Here is a 15,984-nt window from a genome sequence, read left to right on the forward strand (position 1 = left end):
CGGCTCGGCGAGCAGGAAAGTTCCCGTTTCATGGGCTTCGCAATCGGTCTGTTACCTCTTTGCCCCGGTTTCCGCTTCCAGCTGGGGGTCTGGAGGGCGCTCCACGGCGAGGGAGATCAGCCCTCGAAGAGCGTGGGCGCCGCGGGCGACCCGAAGCTGTCAGGAGGCGGTGTCAGACCGAGGTGCGCCCACGCGGAGGCGGTGGCTACCCGGCCGCGCGGGGTGCGGGCCAGCAGGCCCTGCCGCACGAGGAAGGGCTCGGCCACGACCTCGACGGTCTCCGGCTCCTCCCCCACCGCGACCGCGAGCGTCGACAGGCCCACCGGGCCGCCGCCGAACTTGCGCAGCAGCGCGTCGAGCACCGCCCGGTCGAGCCGGTCGAGCCCCTCCGCGTCCACCTCGTAGAGGTTCAGCGCCGCCGCCGCGATCTCCCTGGTCACCACGCCCTCCGCGCGGACCTCGGCGAAGTCGCGCACCCGCCTGAGCAGGCGGTTGGCGATCCGGGGCGTGCCGCGCGAGCGGCGGGCGATCTCCAGGGCGCTGTCGTCGGGCAGTTCCACCGACAGCAGGCGGGCGGAGCGCCGCAGCACCCGCTCCAGCTCCCCCACCTCGTAGAAGTCCATGTGGGCGGTGAAGCCGAACCTGTCACGCAGCGGCGCGGGCAGCAGGCCCGCCCGGGTGGTGGCCCCCACCAGCGTGAACGGGGCGATGTCGAGGGGGATCGAGGTGGCACCGGGGCCCTTGCCGACGACAATGTCGACCCGGAAGTCCTCCATCGCGAGGTAGAGCATCTCCTCGGCGGGCCGGGCCATCCGGTGGATCTCGTCGATGAACAGGACCTCGCCCTCCGTCAAGGTGGACAGGATCGCGGCGAGGTCGCCCGCGCGCTCCAGCGCGGGGCCGGAGGTCATCCGCAGCGGCGCGCCCAGCTCCGCCGCGATGATCATGGCGAGCGTGGTCTTGCCCAGCCCCGGGCCGCCGCTCATCAGCACGTGGTCGGGTGGCCGGTTGCGGCGCAGCGCGCTCTCCAGGACCAGCGAGAGCTGCTCGCGCACGCGGCCCTGCCCGATGAACTCGTCGAGGCGCCTCGGACGCAGCGCGGCCTCGATCGCCCGCTCGTCGCCCTCGGGCTCGGGCGACACGAGATCCCGCTCCACACTCACTCGGCACCATCCGCTCGGCCTGCCGGGAGCCATCCGCTTCCCGGTGAATCTTTCATCGAACCGCCCGGCCCTCGCGAACCACCCGGCCCGGCCGGCGCCCTCCGAGCCCGCCTCCCGAGTCCGGCGGGCAGACCCGTTGCCGGACCCGTTGCCGCATCGGGCCCGCCTCCCCCGTGACCGCCGACGCTCACCGGACGCTCAGGGCGCGCAGGGCCGACTTGAGCAACGCGGCCACCTGCGGGGCGCGACCGGCCGCGACCTCCGCGTCGGCCTCCGGGGCCACGGCCGCGACCGCCTCGTCGGCGTCCCTGGCCGAGTAGCCGAGCCCGACCAGGCCGGAATGCACCTGGTCGCGCCACGCGGGGCGGGCGCCGCCGTTCAGCGCCGCGTCGACGGCCTGCGCGGGCGCGCCGAGCCTGTCCTTCAGTTCGAGCACGATGCGCTGCGCGCCCTTCTGCCCGATCCCGGGCACCATCGTCAGGGCCTTGAGATCGGCGCTCGCCACGGCCATCCGCAGCGCGTTGGGCGCGTGCACGGCGAGCATGGCGAGGGCGAGGCGCGGGCCGACCCCGCTGGCCGTCTGCAGCAGCTCGAAGACGGCGCGCTCGTCGTCGGAGGCGAAGCCGTACAACGTGAGCGAGTCCTCACGCACCACGAGCGAGGTGGACAGCCGGGCGGGCTCGCCGGCGCGCAGCCCGGCCAGGGTCCCCGGCGCGCAGTGGACGAGCACTCCGACCCCGCCCACCTCGACCACGGCGCTGTCGGCGCCGACCGCCGTCACCTGCCCCGCAACGGATGCGATCACCGCGTGCTCCCTCCCCGGACCGGACGCCCGGCCGCGACCGCACCGGGCCTCCCAGTCCTACCAGAGCCCCTGGGGGCCGCGTACGGGGTCACGCGTCCTCCCGGCGTACGGGGGCAGGTCGCGGGGCGGAGCGGGCGCGGGCCAGGGCGTCGGCCAGGCGGTGCTGCACACCGCCGCGCCAGACGTGGCAGATGGCCAGGGCGAGCGCGTCGGCCGCGTCCGCGGGCTTCGGCATGGCGTCGAGCCGCAGCAGCCGGGTGACCATGGTGCCGACCTGCTTCTTGTCGGCGTTGCCGTGGCCCGTGATCGCGGCCTTGACCTCGCTCGGCGTGTGCAGGGCGACCGGCAGCCCGCGCCGGGCCGCGCAGACGATCGCGACGGCCGACGCCTGCGCCGTCCCCATGACCGTGCGCACGTTGTGCTGGGCGAACACCCGCTCGACCGCGACCGCGTCCGGCTTCAGCTCGTCGAGCCACCGCTCGATCTCGGCCTCGATGGCGACCAGCCGAGCGCCGATGTCGTCGTCGGCCGGAGTCCGCACGACCCCGACCGACACCAGGCTCAGCGGCGCGCCGGGCCTGCCCTCCACGGCGCCGAGGCCGCATCGCGTCAGCCCCGGGTCCACCCCCATCACCCGCACGTGGGGCAATCGCACCGGCTCGCCTCTCCGCCGAACATCAGTTCGGTCGGTCACTCTACCGCGATCACCGGCGGCGCGGGGGCCGCGACGCGGCGTCAGAACGCGTCGATCATGTAGGCGGCGCAGGCGAAGGCGGCGTCCAGCGCGTCGTCGATCTCCGGGGAACCGCCGGTCAGCCGGCCCGAGCGCCGCAGCGTGGCCGTGGGCACCCCGGCGAAGAGCGCGGACGCGCCGCCGATCGTCAGCCGCGTCGCCTCGCCCGGCCCCGTGCCCAGCCCGGCGCCCGGCGGCGTACGCGACGGCGTCACGGAGCCGGAGCCGCCCGCCACGCTGAGCGTCCACGCTCCCGAGTTGCCGGGACGACGCAGGTCGGTCACCTCGACGAGGGTCTCCATCGAGACCCCGGCGGGGAAGCCTCGTCCCGCGACCGCGGCGGGCAGGTCGATCAGCCGGAGCATCCACCGGCGCACCGTGACGTCGTCGTCCGACCGCTCGCGCAGCAACCAGAGCACGGGGTCGGCCGGGTCGACGCAGGCGTGCACCGACTTCGCGACGGACGAGGCGCTGCCGACCAGCGACCACAGCGCCCTGGCCGTCGTCTCCGATCCCGCCAACAGGTTGTCGACCTCGATGTCGCCGTCGCTCCAGCGGTAGAAGACGAACCCGTCGCCGGCGAGGTAGCAGTGGTCGTCCTCGTCGGCGAGCCACAGCCGCCAGGTGCGCTCGTCGTAGCACAGCGGGCCGCTCGCGCGGGTGGCGGCGTGGACCCCGCCGATCAGGGCCACCAGTTCGGCCGCGTCGTCCGGGCCCGCGCGGCGCAGCCCCGCCGCGCCGCCCTGACCGCCGGTGCGGCCGAGCGTGCGCAGCGCCTCCGCGGGCAGCGTGATCCTCGTCATGCCGCCCGCGTGCTCGTAGCCCACGCTCCGGTACAGCGGGGTGGTCGCCGGGTAGAGCGCCGACACCACGTGGCCGAGCGCGGCACAGCGGTCGACGGCCGCCTCCACGAGCGCGCGGCCCACTCCCCTGCCACGGTCCTCGGGCGAGACGGTCACGCTGGACACGCCGCCCATCGACAGGGGCCGGCCGTGCCACCACTGGAGGTACGGGTTGATCCTGGCCGCGCCGACGAGCCTCGGCCCGTCGAACGCGCCAAGGTAACGGCCCTCCGGCAGCATCGGGGCGACCAGCTCGCGCCAGGTCCGCTCGCCTTCGGAGGACAGCGGGCCGAAGGCGCGCCTCCGGTCGTCGAGCACGGCGTCCAGGTCGGCGGCGGTAAGATCGCGGATTTCCACGACGCGCCAAACTATGCCGATCCCGGTGGGGCGGGCCAGCGGTTTTCCGCCGGCCCCGGCCCGGCGGCCCCGATCACGCGTACCCCGGTGAGGCGGGCCGGGTCAGACGTCCAGCTTCTCCATGACGTCGTCGCTGACGTCGAAGTTCGCCCAGACGTTCTGCACGTCGTCGCTGTCCTCCAGCGCGTCGATGAGCTTGAAGACCTTGCGGGCGCCGTCCTCGTCCAGCGGGACGTTGAGGGTCGGCATGAAGCTCATCTCGGCCGACTCGTAGTCGATGCCGGCGTCCTGCAGCGCCTTGCGCACGGGGATCAGGTCGGAGGCCTCGGAGACCACCTCGAAGTTGTCACCGAGGTCGTTGACCTCCTCGGCGCCCGCGTCGAGGACGGCCATGAGCACGTCGTCCTCGCTCAGCGACCCCTTGGGGACGAGCACGACGCCCTTGCGGTTGAACATGTACGACACCGAGCCCGGGTCGGCGAGCGAACCGCCGTTGCGGGTCAGCGCCACCCGCACCTCGGACGCCGCGCGGTTGCGGTTGTCGGTGAGGCACTCGATGAGGACCGCGACACCGCCCGGGGCGTAGCCCTCGTACATGATGGTCTGCCAGTCGGCTCCACCGGCCTCCAGGCCGCCGCCGCGCTTGCGGGCCCGCTCGATGTTGTCGATCGGGACCGAGTTCTTCCTGGCCTTGGTGATGGCGTCGTACAGCGTGGGGTTGCCGTCCGGATCCGGCCCGCCGGTCCTGGCCGCGACCTCGACGTTCTTGATGAGCTTGGCGAACAGCTTGCCGCGCTTGGAGTCCAGCGCCGCCTTCTTGTGCTTCGTCGTCGCCCATTTGGAGTGGCCGGACATCGCCTAGAACTCCCTCACCATTTCGACAAAATACGAGTGCACGCGCGCGTCGCCGGTCAGCTCCGGGTGGAAGGACGTCGCGAGCAGCGGTCCCTGTCGGACCGCGACGATCCTATCCCCAGCCGCGGTCCGGCCCAGCACCTCGACGTCCGGCCCCACCGACTCGACCCAGGGCGCGCGGATGAACACGGCTCTGATCTCCCCGCGCCCGGCGAAGTCGAGATCGGCCTCGAAGGAGTCGACCTGGCGGCCGAAGGCGTTGCGGCGGACCACCATGTCGATGCCGCCGAACGTCTCCTGACCCTCGACGCCGCCCTCGATCCGGTCGGCCAGCATGATCATCCCGGCGCAGGACCCGTAGGCGGGCATGCCCTCCTTGATCCGCAGCCGGATCGGTTCGAGCATCTCGAAGGTGACGGCGAGCTTCCACATCGTGGTCGACTCCCCGCCCGGGACGACCAGCGCGTCCACCGCGGCGAGCTCCCCCGGGCGGCGCACCGGGACCGCGGCCGCCCCCGACTCCTCCAGTGCGCGGACGTGCTCGCGCACGTCGCCCTGCAGGGCGAGCACGCCGATCTTCGGTGCGGACGTCACGGTTTCCCCTCCTGTGGTGACCCGTTCAGGGTATGGCCCCGGCCTCCCCCGCCCAAAACGCGGTCATGTCCGTCCCAGGGAGTGTCCGACAGATGCCGCCCGTCGCGCAGCGGGGCCGTCATCTGTCAGACACGACCTAGCTTGGCCAGGGCGGGCAGGGCGCTCTCGATGGCCGAGCGCTCCTCGGGAGTCAGCGCGCCGAGCCGGCGGGAGAGATACGCGATGCGCGCCCGCCGTACGGCCCGCAGGCGGTCGCGGCCCTCGTCGGTGAGCTCGACGGTGCGCACCCGGGCGTCGGAGGCGTCGGTGCCCCGCGCCACCAGGCCCGCCTCCTCCAGGCGGTTGACCTGCACGCTCATCGTCGGGAGCTGCACTCCGTGCTCCTCGGCCAGCTCGGTCATCCGGCGGGGCGCCTCCTCCAGCGAGCCGAGCACGGAGTACTGCTGGGCCGTGACCGGCTGCCCGGCCGTCGTACGGCGCAGCAGCATCACGAGGTGACGCAGCTCACGCGACAGATGCTCGGCGAGCCGCCCGGTGTCGTCGGTCGTCATAGCAGGTGACGATAACGCCGCCGCCGGGGAACGACGCGGGCGGCGTCTCCGCGAGGACGCCCGCCGGAGGGCCCTTCGCGCGAGGACGTCTCCCCGAGGAGCCGAGGAGGACCCCGGGAGCACGCCCGGAAGGACACCGCCGTACGGCCTCGCCGCTCAGGGGCGCTCGGTCTCCTGCCGGATCGTGTCCTCGGCCGTGACGTCCGCCGTCCGGGCCGCAATCGGCGGCGAGTAGGGGCGCAGGTAGGCCTGCCGGACCCCGGGCACCCCGTCCTCGACGACGAAGGTGGCCCTGGTGCGGGCCTCCGCGCCGGGGACGCTGACCCGGGGCACCACCTTGAAGTCCGCGGTCATCGCCTCCCGCCCGACGCGGGTCAGGACGTAGCCCCGCTGGTTGTTGTAGAACCTCAGGTGCGGGTTGATCCGCAGGAAGGGGTGGTCGTCCGGGTCGGAGTCGGCCCCGTCGCCGGTGGTGCTGACGGAGGTCGTGACGAGCTCGGAGCCGACCGTGGGCCCGGCCGGGTCGTCGTAGTCCAGCTTCAGGTCGCTCGCCCAGTGCGCGTGCACGTCGCCGGTGAGCACGACGGGGTTGCGCACGCCGGCGTCCACCCAGCCCTGCGTGACGCGCCGGCGCGAGGCCGCGTACCCGTCCCAGGCGTCCTGGCTGGTGCGCGTGCCCGGCCCGGCGTCGCTGTCGCGCCGGGCGAAGAACACCTGCTGGCCGATGACGTCCCACCGCGCCCGCGAGCGCCGGAAGCCGTCGAGCAGCCAGGCCTCCTGCTCGGCGCCGAGGATCGACCGCGCCGGGTCGGCCGCCTCGGGGCAGTCCTTGTAGCCGTCGCCGCAGGCCTGGTCGTCGCGATACTGCCGGGTGTCGAGCAGGTGGAAGCTCGCCATCCTGCCCCATTCGACCCTCCGGTAGAGCCGCAGGCCGGCACCGCACGGGATCGAGGTGCGGCGCAGCGGCATGTTCTCGTAGTAGGCGCGGAACGCGGCCTCCCGGCGCCGCCGGAAGGCGGGCCCCTCGTCCGGGTGCGCCGGCGTCTCCCCGGCCCAGTTGTTGTCGACCTCGTGGTCGTCGAAGACGACCAGCCACGGCGCGGCGGCATGGGCCGCTCGCAGGTCGGCGTCGGTCTTGTACTGTGCGTGCCGCCGTCGGTAGTCCGCCAGCGTCACCGTCTCCGGCCCCTCGTGGTCGCGCACGTTGCCGCTGGGGGCGACGTAGGTGTCCCGGGCGTACTCGTACTGGTAGTCGCCCAGGTGGAGGACCAGGTCGGGGTGGTCCTCGGCGAGGCGGCGGTAGGCGGTGAAGTAGCCGTGCTCGTACTGGGCGCACGAGACGAACGCCATCGTCAGCGGCCCGCCGAACGACGCCGGGTGCGGGGCGGTCAGCGCCCGGCCGGCCGGCGAGAGGTACGGCCCCGCGCGGAAGCGGTACCAGTACTCCCTGCCGGGCGCCAGGTGGCCGACCTCGACGTGGACGCTGTGCCCCCACTCGGGGCTCGCATCGGCCACGCCCGCCCGTACGATCCGGCGGCAGCACTCGTCGTCGTAGACCTGCCACTCCACGGGGACGACGACCGGCGGCATGCCGCCGAGTCCGTCCTCGGCGAGCGGTCGCGGGGCGAGCCGGGTCCAGATCACGAAACCCGCGTGGTCGGGGTCGCCCGAGGCCACGCCGAGCGTGAACGGGTCGGAGCACAGGCCGCGCGCGGCACCTGCCCCGGGCATCGGGGACGGAGAGGGCTCAGGGGATGAAGCAGCCGAGGCGGGCCCGGGGATCGCGGCGGCGGCGCACGCGGCGAGTCCGGTGACGAGGAAGGCACGACGATCGAGGCCGGGCAACTGGGCTCCCTGGGACGATCGGCGGGGAGACGATCAGCGGGTGGGACGCCCGTGGCCTCGGCGATCGCCGGCACACAGCGAAAACGCCCGGCCGGGACGTCCCAGCCGAGCGAATCGCCTCACCGCCAGTCACCCGCGGCCGACACGCCGCCGCCGGGACCCTCTTTTGCCTTTTCGGGAAACGCCGTGCCTGCCGGCGACGCCTACCAGCCGCGCTCGGCGAGGCGGTGCGGCACCGGGATGTCGTCGACGTTGATGCCGACCATCGCCTCGCCGAGGCCACGGGAGACCTTGGCGATCACGTCGGGGTCGTCGTAGAAGGTGGTGGCCTTGACGATGGCGGCGGCCCGCTTGGCGGGGTCGCCGGACTTGAAGATGCCCGACCCGACGAACACGCCCTCGGCGCCGAGCTGCATCATCATCGCGGCGTCGGCGGGGGTGGCGATGCCGCCCGCGGTGAACAGCACCACCGGCAGCTTGCCGGTCTTCGCGACCTCGGCCACCAGCTCGTACGGCGCCTGGAGCTCCTTGGCGGCGACGAACAGCTCGTCTTCGGGCAGCGAGGTGAGGCGCTTGATCTCGCCCCGGATCTTGCGCATGTGGGTGGTGGCGTTGGACACGTCGCCGGTCCCGGCCTCGCCCTTGGAGCGGATCATCGCGGCGCCCTCGGTGATGCGGCGCAGCGCCTCGCCCAGGTTGGTGGCCCCGCAGACGAAGGGCACGGTGAACTGCCACTTGTCGATGTGGTTGGCGAAGTCCGCGGGGGTCAGCACCTCGGACTCGTCGACGTAGTCGACGCCCAGCGCCTGGAGCACCTGGGCCTCGACGAAGTGGCCGATCCTGGCCTTGGCCATCACGGGGATGGACACGGTGTTGACGATGCCCTCGATCATGTCGGGATCGCTCATCCTGGACACCCCGCCCTGGGCGCGGATGTCGGCGGGGACGCGCTCCAGCGCCATGACGGCGACGGCGCCGGCGTCCTCGGCGATCTTGGCCTGCTCGGGGGTGACGACGTCCATGATGACCCCGCCCTTGAGCATCTCGGCCATGCCCCGCTTCACGCGGGCGGTGCCGACGGCGGCGGTCTCGTTGACTTCGGGGGCGCTGCTGGACACGGTGCTACCTCACGACGGCGGGCCTACGGATTCCTCTCCATGGTAGGTGCTGGCCGCTCCCGCGACCGCAGTGCCCACGTGTCGAAACCGATCACGCCGTTTGTCCGTCAGGTCGAACCCCGGGCGCGGCCATGCGGGCACGGCCGCGAGCTCACGGGGCGACGGGCTTGCGCGACGCGAGCACCACCCAGACCTGGCCCCGGGCGAACGGCATCGGCTTCCCGTCGGCCATGGTGTAGACGGTGCCCTCCTTCTCCGAGGCGCGCGACCACTTGACCCGGTACGCCTGGCCGTCCCGCAGCACCACGCCGGTGCCCTTGCCGACGGTGTGCACGAGCGGGGTGTAGCTCCCGGTGAAGTCGTGGAACTCCGAGCGGTCGGTCTTCACCCACTGCACGACGATCGTGGGCGCGCCCTGCTGGCCGCCCTCGGCGGCCATGTCCTTCTCGCCGTCCTGCGTGACCAGCCAGCGCTTCTGGGCCTCCGACCAGGTGAAGGCGAAGCGGGCGGCCGGGTAGCGCACGTTGACCGTCTTCTGCGGCGTGCCCCCGGCGGGCGGCTCGTCGGAGAAGACGAACCCGATGTCCTTCGCCTTGCTCGCCTGCGGCGCCTTGGCCAGCAGCTTCCTGGGGCTGCCGACCAGGTTGTACGGCGCGACGCGGCCCGGCGCGCGGACGTACGCGCCGGGGGCGCGGCTGTCGGACACGTCGAACAGCGAGGCCTTCTGGACGAAGGGGATCATCTTCGTCTGCACGCCGGAGTAGGCGAGGGCGGGCTTGCCGAACATCGGCAGGATGTGCAGGTCGGAGATCCGGGCGCTGCGGACCGGCCCCACCTGCGCGGGAAGCTTGGAGGAGAAGATCGCCATGAGCCGGGTGAGCCCGCCCTCGACCTGCTCGACGTAGACGACGTCGGCGCTGCGCAGGCCGATCTGCGGCTTGCCCGCGTGGGTGTTCTCGATCTTCACGGCGAGGACCGGCCTGCGGGAGCCGACCGGGCGCCCGGTGAAGGGGTGTTCCGGAGGGGCCGTCGGCGACGGCGAGGCCACCGGGCTCGCGGCCCCTTCCGACTGGGCGGCGGGCCTGTCGTCACCCGAGCACGCGGCTCCGGTGAGGACGACCGCCATGGCCAGTGTGAAGCCGATCCCTGCCCGCACCGTCCCGCTCCTCCCGGTGGAGAGCCCCCGTCACCGGGCATGACGCGACCGGCACGCGGACCGTCGCCCAGCATGGCAATGAAACGGCATGAGCTTACCGGGAATACCCCTAATGCCCGTCAAATAGCGACTATGCGGCCATCAGGGCTTCCGGAGGCTCGTCGTCGATGTCGAAGAACCGGGGCGGGTCGGTGTGCCCGGCGAGGTGCAGCGCGCGGGCCAGCCAGCGCCGCTGCGCCGTACGGGTGACCGCGGCGGCGTTGTTGTAGAACCGGCGCGAGTAGACGACCTTGGCGACCGCCGAGTCCAGTTCCTCCAGCAGCGCCTCCCCGGTGGGGTGCTCCGCCAGCCTCTCGCGGAACCGCTCCTGGTCGGCGACCACGCGCAGGGCCCGCGACAGGTCGCTCTCGGCGTGCTCGCGCTCGTCCGGCCCGGCCGTACGGGCCTCGTGGGCGGCCGCGGCGAGCACCAGCGAGGTGGCGGGGTCGAGGATGCGCGAGCCGGCCAGTTCCAGGCAGACCGCCGCACGGCGCAGCAGCGCGGCGTCGAGGGCGGCCTGCGCGGTCTCCAGCCGGATGTGCAGCCGGTCGAGCCGTCCGGCCCGCCAGGAGACGTAGACGGCGAACAGCACGACGGCCACGAGGGCCACGGCCACCACGATGATCAGGGTCGACGTCACGGCAGCGCGTCCTCCACGACTCCCGCCTCCGCGTGGGCGACGGTCTCGTACACGCGGACGACCTCCCGCGCGACCGTCGACCAGTCGTACTTCCACACCGCCTGGCGGGCCTCGTCGGAGAGCTTGGCCCGCCGCCCGGGGTCGTCCAGCAGCCGGGCGGCCTCCCGGGCGAGGGCGGCGGGGTCGCCGGTGGCGAACAGCGCCCCGGCCTGCCCCTCGCCCAGCACGCGCCGGAAGGCGGGGATGTCGCTGGCGAGGATCGGCGCGCCGGCCGACATGGCCTCGGTGAGCACGATGCCGAAGCTCTCCCCGCCCAGGTTGGGCGCGCAGAAGACGTCGACGGAGTGGTAGGCGCGCACCTTGTCGGCCTCGCTGACCATGCCGAGCAGCCCGACCCGGTCGCGGTACGGCTTGGGCACCCGGCCGAGCACGTCGTCGGCGTCCCCCGGACCGGCGACCAGCAGCCGCAGCGCGGGCCGCTCGGCGGCGAGCGTGGCGAACGCCTCCAGCAGCACGGGCAGGCCCTTGCGCGGCTCGTCCATCCGCCCGAGGAACCCGATCACGTTGCCGTCGGGGCCCCAGCCCGGCAGCGGCTCGCCCTCGGCGTACCGGCGCACGGTCACGCCGTTCGGGATCAGCACCGCGTCGCCGCCGAGGTGCTCGACCAGCGTCTTGCGGGCCGCGTCGGAGACCGCGATCCTGCCCGTGATCTTTTCCAGCGCGCTCTGCAGCATCGGCGCGGCCACGGACATCGCCCGCGAGCGCTCGTAGGAGGCGTGGAACGTCGCCACGATCGGCCCCTTGGCGACCCAGCAGGCGAGGACCCCGAGCGACGGCACGGCGGGCTCGTGCACGTGCAGCACGTCGAACCCGCCCTCCCTGATCCACTTGCGCACCCGGTTCGCCGACAGGAAGCCGAACGCGAGGCGGGCCACCGAGCCGTTGTACGGCACGGGCACGGCGCGGCCGGCCGAGGTCACGTACGCCGGCAGTTCGGCGTCGTCGGCGGCGGGCGCGATGACGGACACCTCGTGCCCGTCCTCGATCAGCGCCTCGGCGAGGTCCCTGATGTGCGCCTGCACGCCCCCGGGAACCTCCCAGGTGTACGGGCAGACGATCCCGACCTTCACGACCCGGCCCCGGCGGGGGGTTCGACGTCGTCGAGCCAGACGCGCTGGAGCATGTGCCAGTCCTCCGGGTGCTCGGCGATCCCCTTCTCGAAGACCGCCGCCAGTGCCTGGGTCATGACCACGACCTTCTCCTGCCGGGTCCCCTCGGCCGGCACCGGGACCTCGTCGTGCACCCGGATGGCCCAGCCGTCCTCCTCGAACCACAGCACGGCCGGCAGCAGCGCGGCGCCGGTCTGGACGGCCAGCAGCGCGGGCCCGGCGACCATCCGTGTGCGCGCGCCGAAGAACTCGACCTCGATCCCGCGTTCGGTCAGGTCGCGCTCGGCGGGCAGGCAGACGGGGCGGCCCTCGCGCAGGCGCTTGGCGAGCGTGCCGAACGCCATGGCGCTGCCGCCGCCCTTCGCGGTGAGCGGCAGCACCTCCATGCCGAGGCTCTCGCGGTAGGCCACGAACCGCTCGAACAGCGACTCGGGCTTCAGCCGTTCGGCCACGGTGGTGAAGGGGTGGCCCATGTGCACCAGCCAGGCCCCGGCGAGGTCGTAGTTGCCCATGTGGGGCAGCGCGACCACCACTCCCCTGCCCCGGGCGAGGTTGTCGAAGATGCCCTCGGCACCGGTGAACCGGGTGCCGCCGAGGATCCGCTCCCGGGTGTAGGCGGTGAAGCGGAACGACTCCATCCAGTACCTGAAGTAGGAGCGCATGCCCGCCCGGCTCAGGTCCCGTACGGCGGGGTCCGCTAAGTCCGCGCCGACGACCCGGGCCAGGTTGGCCTCCAGGCGGCGTACGGACCGGCCGCGCCTGCGCCACAGCCGGTCGGCGAGCGTACGGAAGAACCAGGCGGCCGCCCGCTCCGGCACGTGGCGCACCACGGCCCAGCCGGCGGCGTACGCGGCCGCGACCGCCCGGTCGGCGAGCGGCGTCCCGTGGGGCCGTGGGGGCCGCCGGGACGGGCCGGGCGGGCCGCCCGTGTCGCTCATCTGTCCACCGCCTGTCTGTAGACGTGCACCATCCGCTGGACGACCGTGACGGCGCTGGCCGCGGCGAGCAGCCAGAGCCCGGCCGCCAGGATGTACGGCACGCCGAGGCCGGAGAGCCCGGCCGCGACGAGCACGACCACCAGGCGCTCCCCCCGCTCGGCGATGCCCACGTTCGCGGTCATGCCGAGCCCCTCGGCCCTGGCCTTCGCGTAGGAGACCAATGCTCCCGCGACCAGGCAGAAGAGCGCGACGGCCGCGAGGACGATCTCGGGCTCGTCCTCGAGGACGAAGTAGAGGATCAGCCCGGAGAAGATCGAGGCGTCACCGAGGCGGTCGAGCGTGGAGTCGAGGAAGGCGCCCCACGTGCTCCCCTTGCCCGTCATCCGGGCGAGCACCCCGTCAAGGGCGTCGGCGAGCACGAAGAACGTGATGACGGCTGATCCCGCGAACAGATGTCCGGACGGGTAGAAGACGAGGGCCGAGGCCACCACTCCGAGCGTGCCGACCGTGGTGATCACATCGGGCGAGATCCCGCGGCGGGCGAGGGCCCGTCCCAGGGGGGTCATGACTCGGGTGACGGCGGGGCGCAGGATGTTCAACATCGCCGTCCGATCGTAGGCCATCCAGGGCCGCCGCACCTCGCAAGCACATTCGCCGAAAAGTCTTGTGATATGCGCCACATGGGTAAAGGGTGAAGAGCACGCGCCCGCAGGACCGCACGGAGATGACGCGGAGGTGAACCCCGTCGTGTGGTCGTGAGAGGGCGGGCCCCGGGCGCGGGAAGCGACGGCACGAGCGGCCGGCGCGGGGCGCGTCCGTGCGCCCCCTCTCCGCCGCTCCGAGATTCGGGAGGCGATGTGGCCGAAAGATCAACCGGCGCGACAACAGGGGCCGCGGGCAGGGCACCCGTGGCCGATCGGCCGGACATGGTGCGCAATGTCGTGCTGGTCGGCCATTCCGGAGCCGGGAAGACGACCCTGATCGAGGCGCTGCTCGCGGAGACGGGCACCGTGCAGCGTCCCGGCCGGGTCGAGGACGGCACCACGGTCAGCGACTTCGACGAGGTGGAGGTGCGCCAGCAGCGCTCGGTGAACCTGTCGGTCGCCCCGGTCGTCTACAACGGCATCAAGATCAACTTTCTGGACACCCCGGGGTACGCGGACTTCGTCGGCGACCTGCGGGCCGGGCTGCGTGCCGCGGACGCCGCGCTGTTCGTGGTCTCGGCCGTCGAGGGCGTCGATGGGCTCACCCGGATGATCTGGGACGAGTGCGCGCTCGTCGGCATGCCGCGCGCGGTGGTGATCAGCAAGATCGACCACCAGCGGGCCGCCTTCGACGACGTCCTCGCCACCTGCCAGGACGCGTTCGGCGACGGCGTGGCGCCGCTCTATCTGCCGGTGGACGGCACCGGCCTGCTCGGCCTGCTGTCGCAGCGGCTGTTCGACTACGGCGGCGGCCGCAGGTCGGAGCGGGAGCCGGACCCGGACCAGCTCGCGCTCATCGAGCAGTACCGCGGCGACCTCATCGAGGGGATCATCCAGGAGAGCGAGGACGAGTCCCTCATGGACCGCTACCTCTCCGGGGAGACGATCGACACCAAGGTGCTCATCGACGACCTGGAGAAGGCGGTGGCCCGGGGCAGCTTCTACCCGGTGCTCGCCACCGCGCCCGGCGTCGGCACGCTGGAGCTCCTGGAGATCGTGACGCAGGGCTTCCCCTCGCCCCTGGAACACCCGCTGCCGCACATCACCGCGATCGACGGCAAGCCGTGCAAGGAGATCACCGCCGACCCGGACGGCCCGCTGGTGGCGGAGGTCGTCAAGACGACCAGCGACCCGTACGTCGGACGGATCAGCCTGGTCCGGGTCTTCTCCGGCACACTGCGGCCCGACATGACGGTCCACGTCTCCGGCCACGGCCTGGCCGACCGGGGTCACGAGGACCACGACGTCGACGAGCGGGTGGGCGCGCTGTCCTCGCCTCTCGGCAAGCTGCAGCGGACCGTGGGCAAGTGCGTCGCCGGGGACGTCTGCGCGGTCGCCAAGCTGTCGCGCACCGAGACCGGCGACACGCTCTCCGCCAAGGACGAGCCGCTGCTGGTCGAGGCGTGGACCATGCCCGACCCGCTGCTGCCGGTCGCGATCAGGGCGCGGTCGAAGGCCGACGAGGACAAGCTGAGCCAGGCCCTCGGCCGCCTCGTCGCCGAGGACCCGACACTGCGGCTGGAGAACAACGCCGAGACCCGCCAGCTCGTGCTGTGGTGCATGGGCGAGGCGCACTCCGACGTCCTGCTCGACCGCCTGGCCAAACGGCACGGCGTGGAGGTCGAGAAGGTCGGCCTGCGCGTGCCGCTGCGGGAGACGTTCGGCGGCCGGGCGCAGGCCATGGGGCGCAACGTCAAGCAGACCGGCGGCCACGGGCAGTACGCCATCTGCCACATCGAGGTCGAGCCGCTGCCGTCGGGCGGCGGGTTCGAGTTCGTCGACAAGATCGTGGGCGGGGTGGTCCCGCGGCAGTTCATCCCGTCGGTCGAGAAGGGCGTGCGCGCGCAGATGGAACGGGGGGTCGTCGCCGGCTACCCGATGGTCGACATCCGCGTCACGCTCTACGACGGCAAGGCCCACTCGGTGGACTCCTCCGACATGGCCTTCCAGATCGCCGGTCAGCTCGCGCTCAAGGAGGCCGCGGCGAAGGTGGCCACGCACCTGCTCGAACCCGTGGACGAGGTCGCGGTGCTGGTGCCCGACGACTACGTCGGCGCCGTGATGTCCGACCTGTCCTCACGCCGGGGCAGGGTGCTCGGCACCGAGCCGGTCGGCACGGGCCGCACGCTGGTGCGCGCCGAGGTCCCGCAGCTGGAGATCACCCGGTACGCCGTCGACCTGCGCTCGCTGTCCCACGGGACGGGCACGTTCACCCGCTCCTTCCTGCGGTACGAGCCGCTGCCCGCGCACCTGGTGGACAAGGTGGCCGCGGCGGGCGAGCAGTAGGCCCGCATCGCGCGACGGCTCAGACGACGATCGGACACGGACGCCCGGCGGCACGCCTCCCGCCGCCGGGCGTGCGGATGTCACCAATCCGCCTCACAACCATTCCCCCGCGCCCCGGCGGCCCCTCCTCCGGCCGGATCGGGCCGCGCCGCCGCCGGACGGGCCGTTCGCGCAGGTCATCCGTACCGC

15 protein-coding genes are annotated in these 15,984 nt (G+C 73.0%); 1 reads left to right on the forward strand and 14 read right to left on the reverse strand.

Annotated features, from left to right (window positions below; all coding sequences use genetic code 11):
- Positions 1-116 precede the first annotated feature (116 nt).
- The 14 genes from ruvB to pgsA all read right to left on the reverse strand — a co-directional run bounded on the left by ruvB (position 117) and on the right by pgsA (position 13,407).
- Entirely contained in the window at positions 117-1,196 is a 1,080-nt protein-coding gene (gene ruvB / locus HHX37_RS05320; RefSeq protein WP_182884709.1) for a Holliday junction branch migration DNA helicase RuvB, read from the reverse strand.
- A gap of 154 nt (positions 1,197-1,350) precedes the next feature.
- Positions 1,351-1,968 (reverse strand): Holliday junction branch migration protein RuvA, encoded by a 618-nt coding sequence (gene ruvA / locus HHX37_RS05325; RefSeq protein ID WP_117408939.1) that lies wholly within the window; start codon positions 1,966-1,968, stop codon positions 1,351-1,353.
- Between the two features lie 88 nt (positions 1,969-2,056).
- Positions 2,057-2,608, reverse strand: coding sequence for a crossover junction endodeoxyribonuclease RuvC (gene ruvC / locus HHX37_RS05330; RefSeq protein WP_138460278.1), 552 nt, complete (start codon positions 2,606-2,608; stop codon positions 2,057-2,059).
- A gap of 95 nt (positions 2,609-2,703) precedes the next feature.
- Positions 2,704-3,900, reverse strand: coding sequence for a GNAT family N-acetyltransferase (gene eis, locus HHX37_RS05335; protein WP_182884710.1), 1,197 nt, complete (start codon positions 3,898-3,900; stop codon positions 2,704-2,706).
- 102 nt (positions 3,901-4,002) lie between these two features.
- A complete protein-coding gene (locus tag HHX37_RS05340) occupies positions 4,003-4,755 on the reverse strand; it encodes a YebC/PmpR family DNA-binding transcriptional regulator (RefSeq protein WP_117408942.1) in 753 nt (250 codons plus the stop codon).
- Between the two features lie 3 nt (positions 4,756-4,758).
- Complete coding sequence (gene pdxT, locus HHX37_RS05345; protein ID WP_182884711.1) at positions 4,759-5,349, reverse strand: pyridoxal 5'-phosphate synthase glutaminase subunit PdxT; 591 nt, start codon at positions 5,347-5,349, stop codon at positions 4,759-4,761.
- Between the two features lie 125 nt (positions 5,350-5,474).
- Positions 5,475-5,900, reverse strand: a complete 426-nt coding sequence (locus tag HHX37_RS05350) for a MarR family winged helix-turn-helix transcriptional regulator (protein ID WP_182876853.1) — start codon at positions 5,898-5,900, stop codon at positions 5,475-5,477.
- Between the two features lie 156 nt (positions 5,901-6,056).
- Positions 6,057-7,745 carry an alkaline phosphatase D family protein gene (locus HHX37_RS05355; RefSeq protein WP_182884712.1) on the reverse strand — a complete coding sequence of 563 codons (1,689 nt, stop codon included), beginning with the start codon at positions 7,743-7,745 and terminating at the stop codon, positions 6,057-6,059.
- A gap of 203 nt (positions 7,746-7,948) precedes the next feature.
- Entirely contained in the window at positions 7,949-8,863 is a 915-nt protein-coding gene (gene pdxS, locus HHX37_RS05360) for a pyridoxal 5'-phosphate synthase lyase subunit PdxS (protein WP_117408946.1), read from the reverse strand.
- 151 nt (positions 8,864-9,014) lie between these two features.
- A complete protein-coding gene (locus HHX37_RS05365) occupies positions 9,015-10,019 on the reverse strand; it encodes a DUF3048 domain-containing protein (protein ID WP_117408947.1) in 1,005 nt (334 codons plus the stop codon).
- 130 nt (positions 10,020-10,149) lie between these two features.
- Complete coding sequence (locus HHX37_RS05370; protein ID WP_182876855.1) at positions 10,150-10,698, reverse strand: hypothetical protein; 549 nt, start codon at positions 10,696-10,698, stop codon at positions 10,150-10,152.
- Positions 10,695-11,828 (reverse strand): glycosyltransferase family 4 protein, encoded by a 1,134-nt coding sequence (locus HHX37_RS05375; RefSeq protein ID WP_182876856.1) that lies wholly within the window; start codon positions 11,826-11,828, stop codon positions 10,695-10,697. Before HHX37_RS05375 ends, HHX37_RS05370 begins: the two co-directional genes overlap by 4 nt.
- Entirely contained in the window at positions 11,825-12,805 is a 981-nt protein-coding gene (locus HHX37_RS05380; protein ID WP_182880331.1) for a phosphatidylinositol mannoside acyltransferase, read from the reverse strand. The genes HHX37_RS05375 and HHX37_RS05380 overlap by 4 nt, the downstream gene beginning before the upstream one ends.
- The gene (gene pgsA / locus HHX37_RS05385) at positions 12,802-13,407 is read right to left on the reverse strand and encodes a phosphatidylinositol phosphate synthase (RefSeq protein ID WP_182880330.1); all 606 of its coding nucleotides are present in this window, start codon (positions 13,405-13,407) and stop codon (positions 12,802-12,804) included. The genes HHX37_RS05380 and pgsA overlap by 4 nt, the downstream gene beginning before the upstream one ends.
- 255 nt (positions 13,408-13,662) lie before the next feature.
- Here pgsA and HHX37_RS05390 point away from each other — a divergent pair, with 255 nt between their 5' ends.
- A complete protein-coding gene (locus tag HHX37_RS05390; protein WP_182880329.1) occupies positions 13,663-15,795 on the forward strand; it encodes an elongation factor G-like protein EF-G2 in 2,133 nt (710 codons plus the stop codon).
- Positions 15,796-15,984: the final 189 nt, after the last annotated feature.

Source organism: Microbispora sp. H10885, assembly GCF_014161415.1.
Lineage (GTDB): Bacteria > Actinomycetota > Actinomycetes > Streptosporangiales > Streptosporangiaceae > Microbispora > Microbispora triticiradicis.

Bases quoted from the DNA above. Each gene is read 5' to 3' on its own strand.
- ruvB (WP_182884709.1), bottom strand. From the start codon at position 1,196: ATGGCTCCCGGCAGGCCGAGCGGATGGTGCCGAGTGAGTGTGGAGCGG.
- HHX37_RS05340 (WP_117408942.1), bottom strand. From the start codon at position 4,755: ATGTCCGGCCACTCCAAATGGGCGACGACGAAGCACAAGAAGGCGGCG.
- HHX37_RS05350 (WP_182876853.1), bottom strand. From the start codon at position 5,900: ATGACGACCGACGACACCGGGCGGCTCGCCGAGCATCTGTCGCGTGAG.
- HHX37_RS05380 (WP_182880331.1), bottom strand. From the start codon at position 12,805: ATGAGCGACACGGGCGGCCCGCCCGGCCCGTCCCGGCGGCCCCCACGG.
- pgsA (WP_182880330.1), bottom strand. From the start codon at position 13,407: ATGTTGAACATCCTGCGCCCCGCCGTCACCCGAGTCATGACCCCCCTG.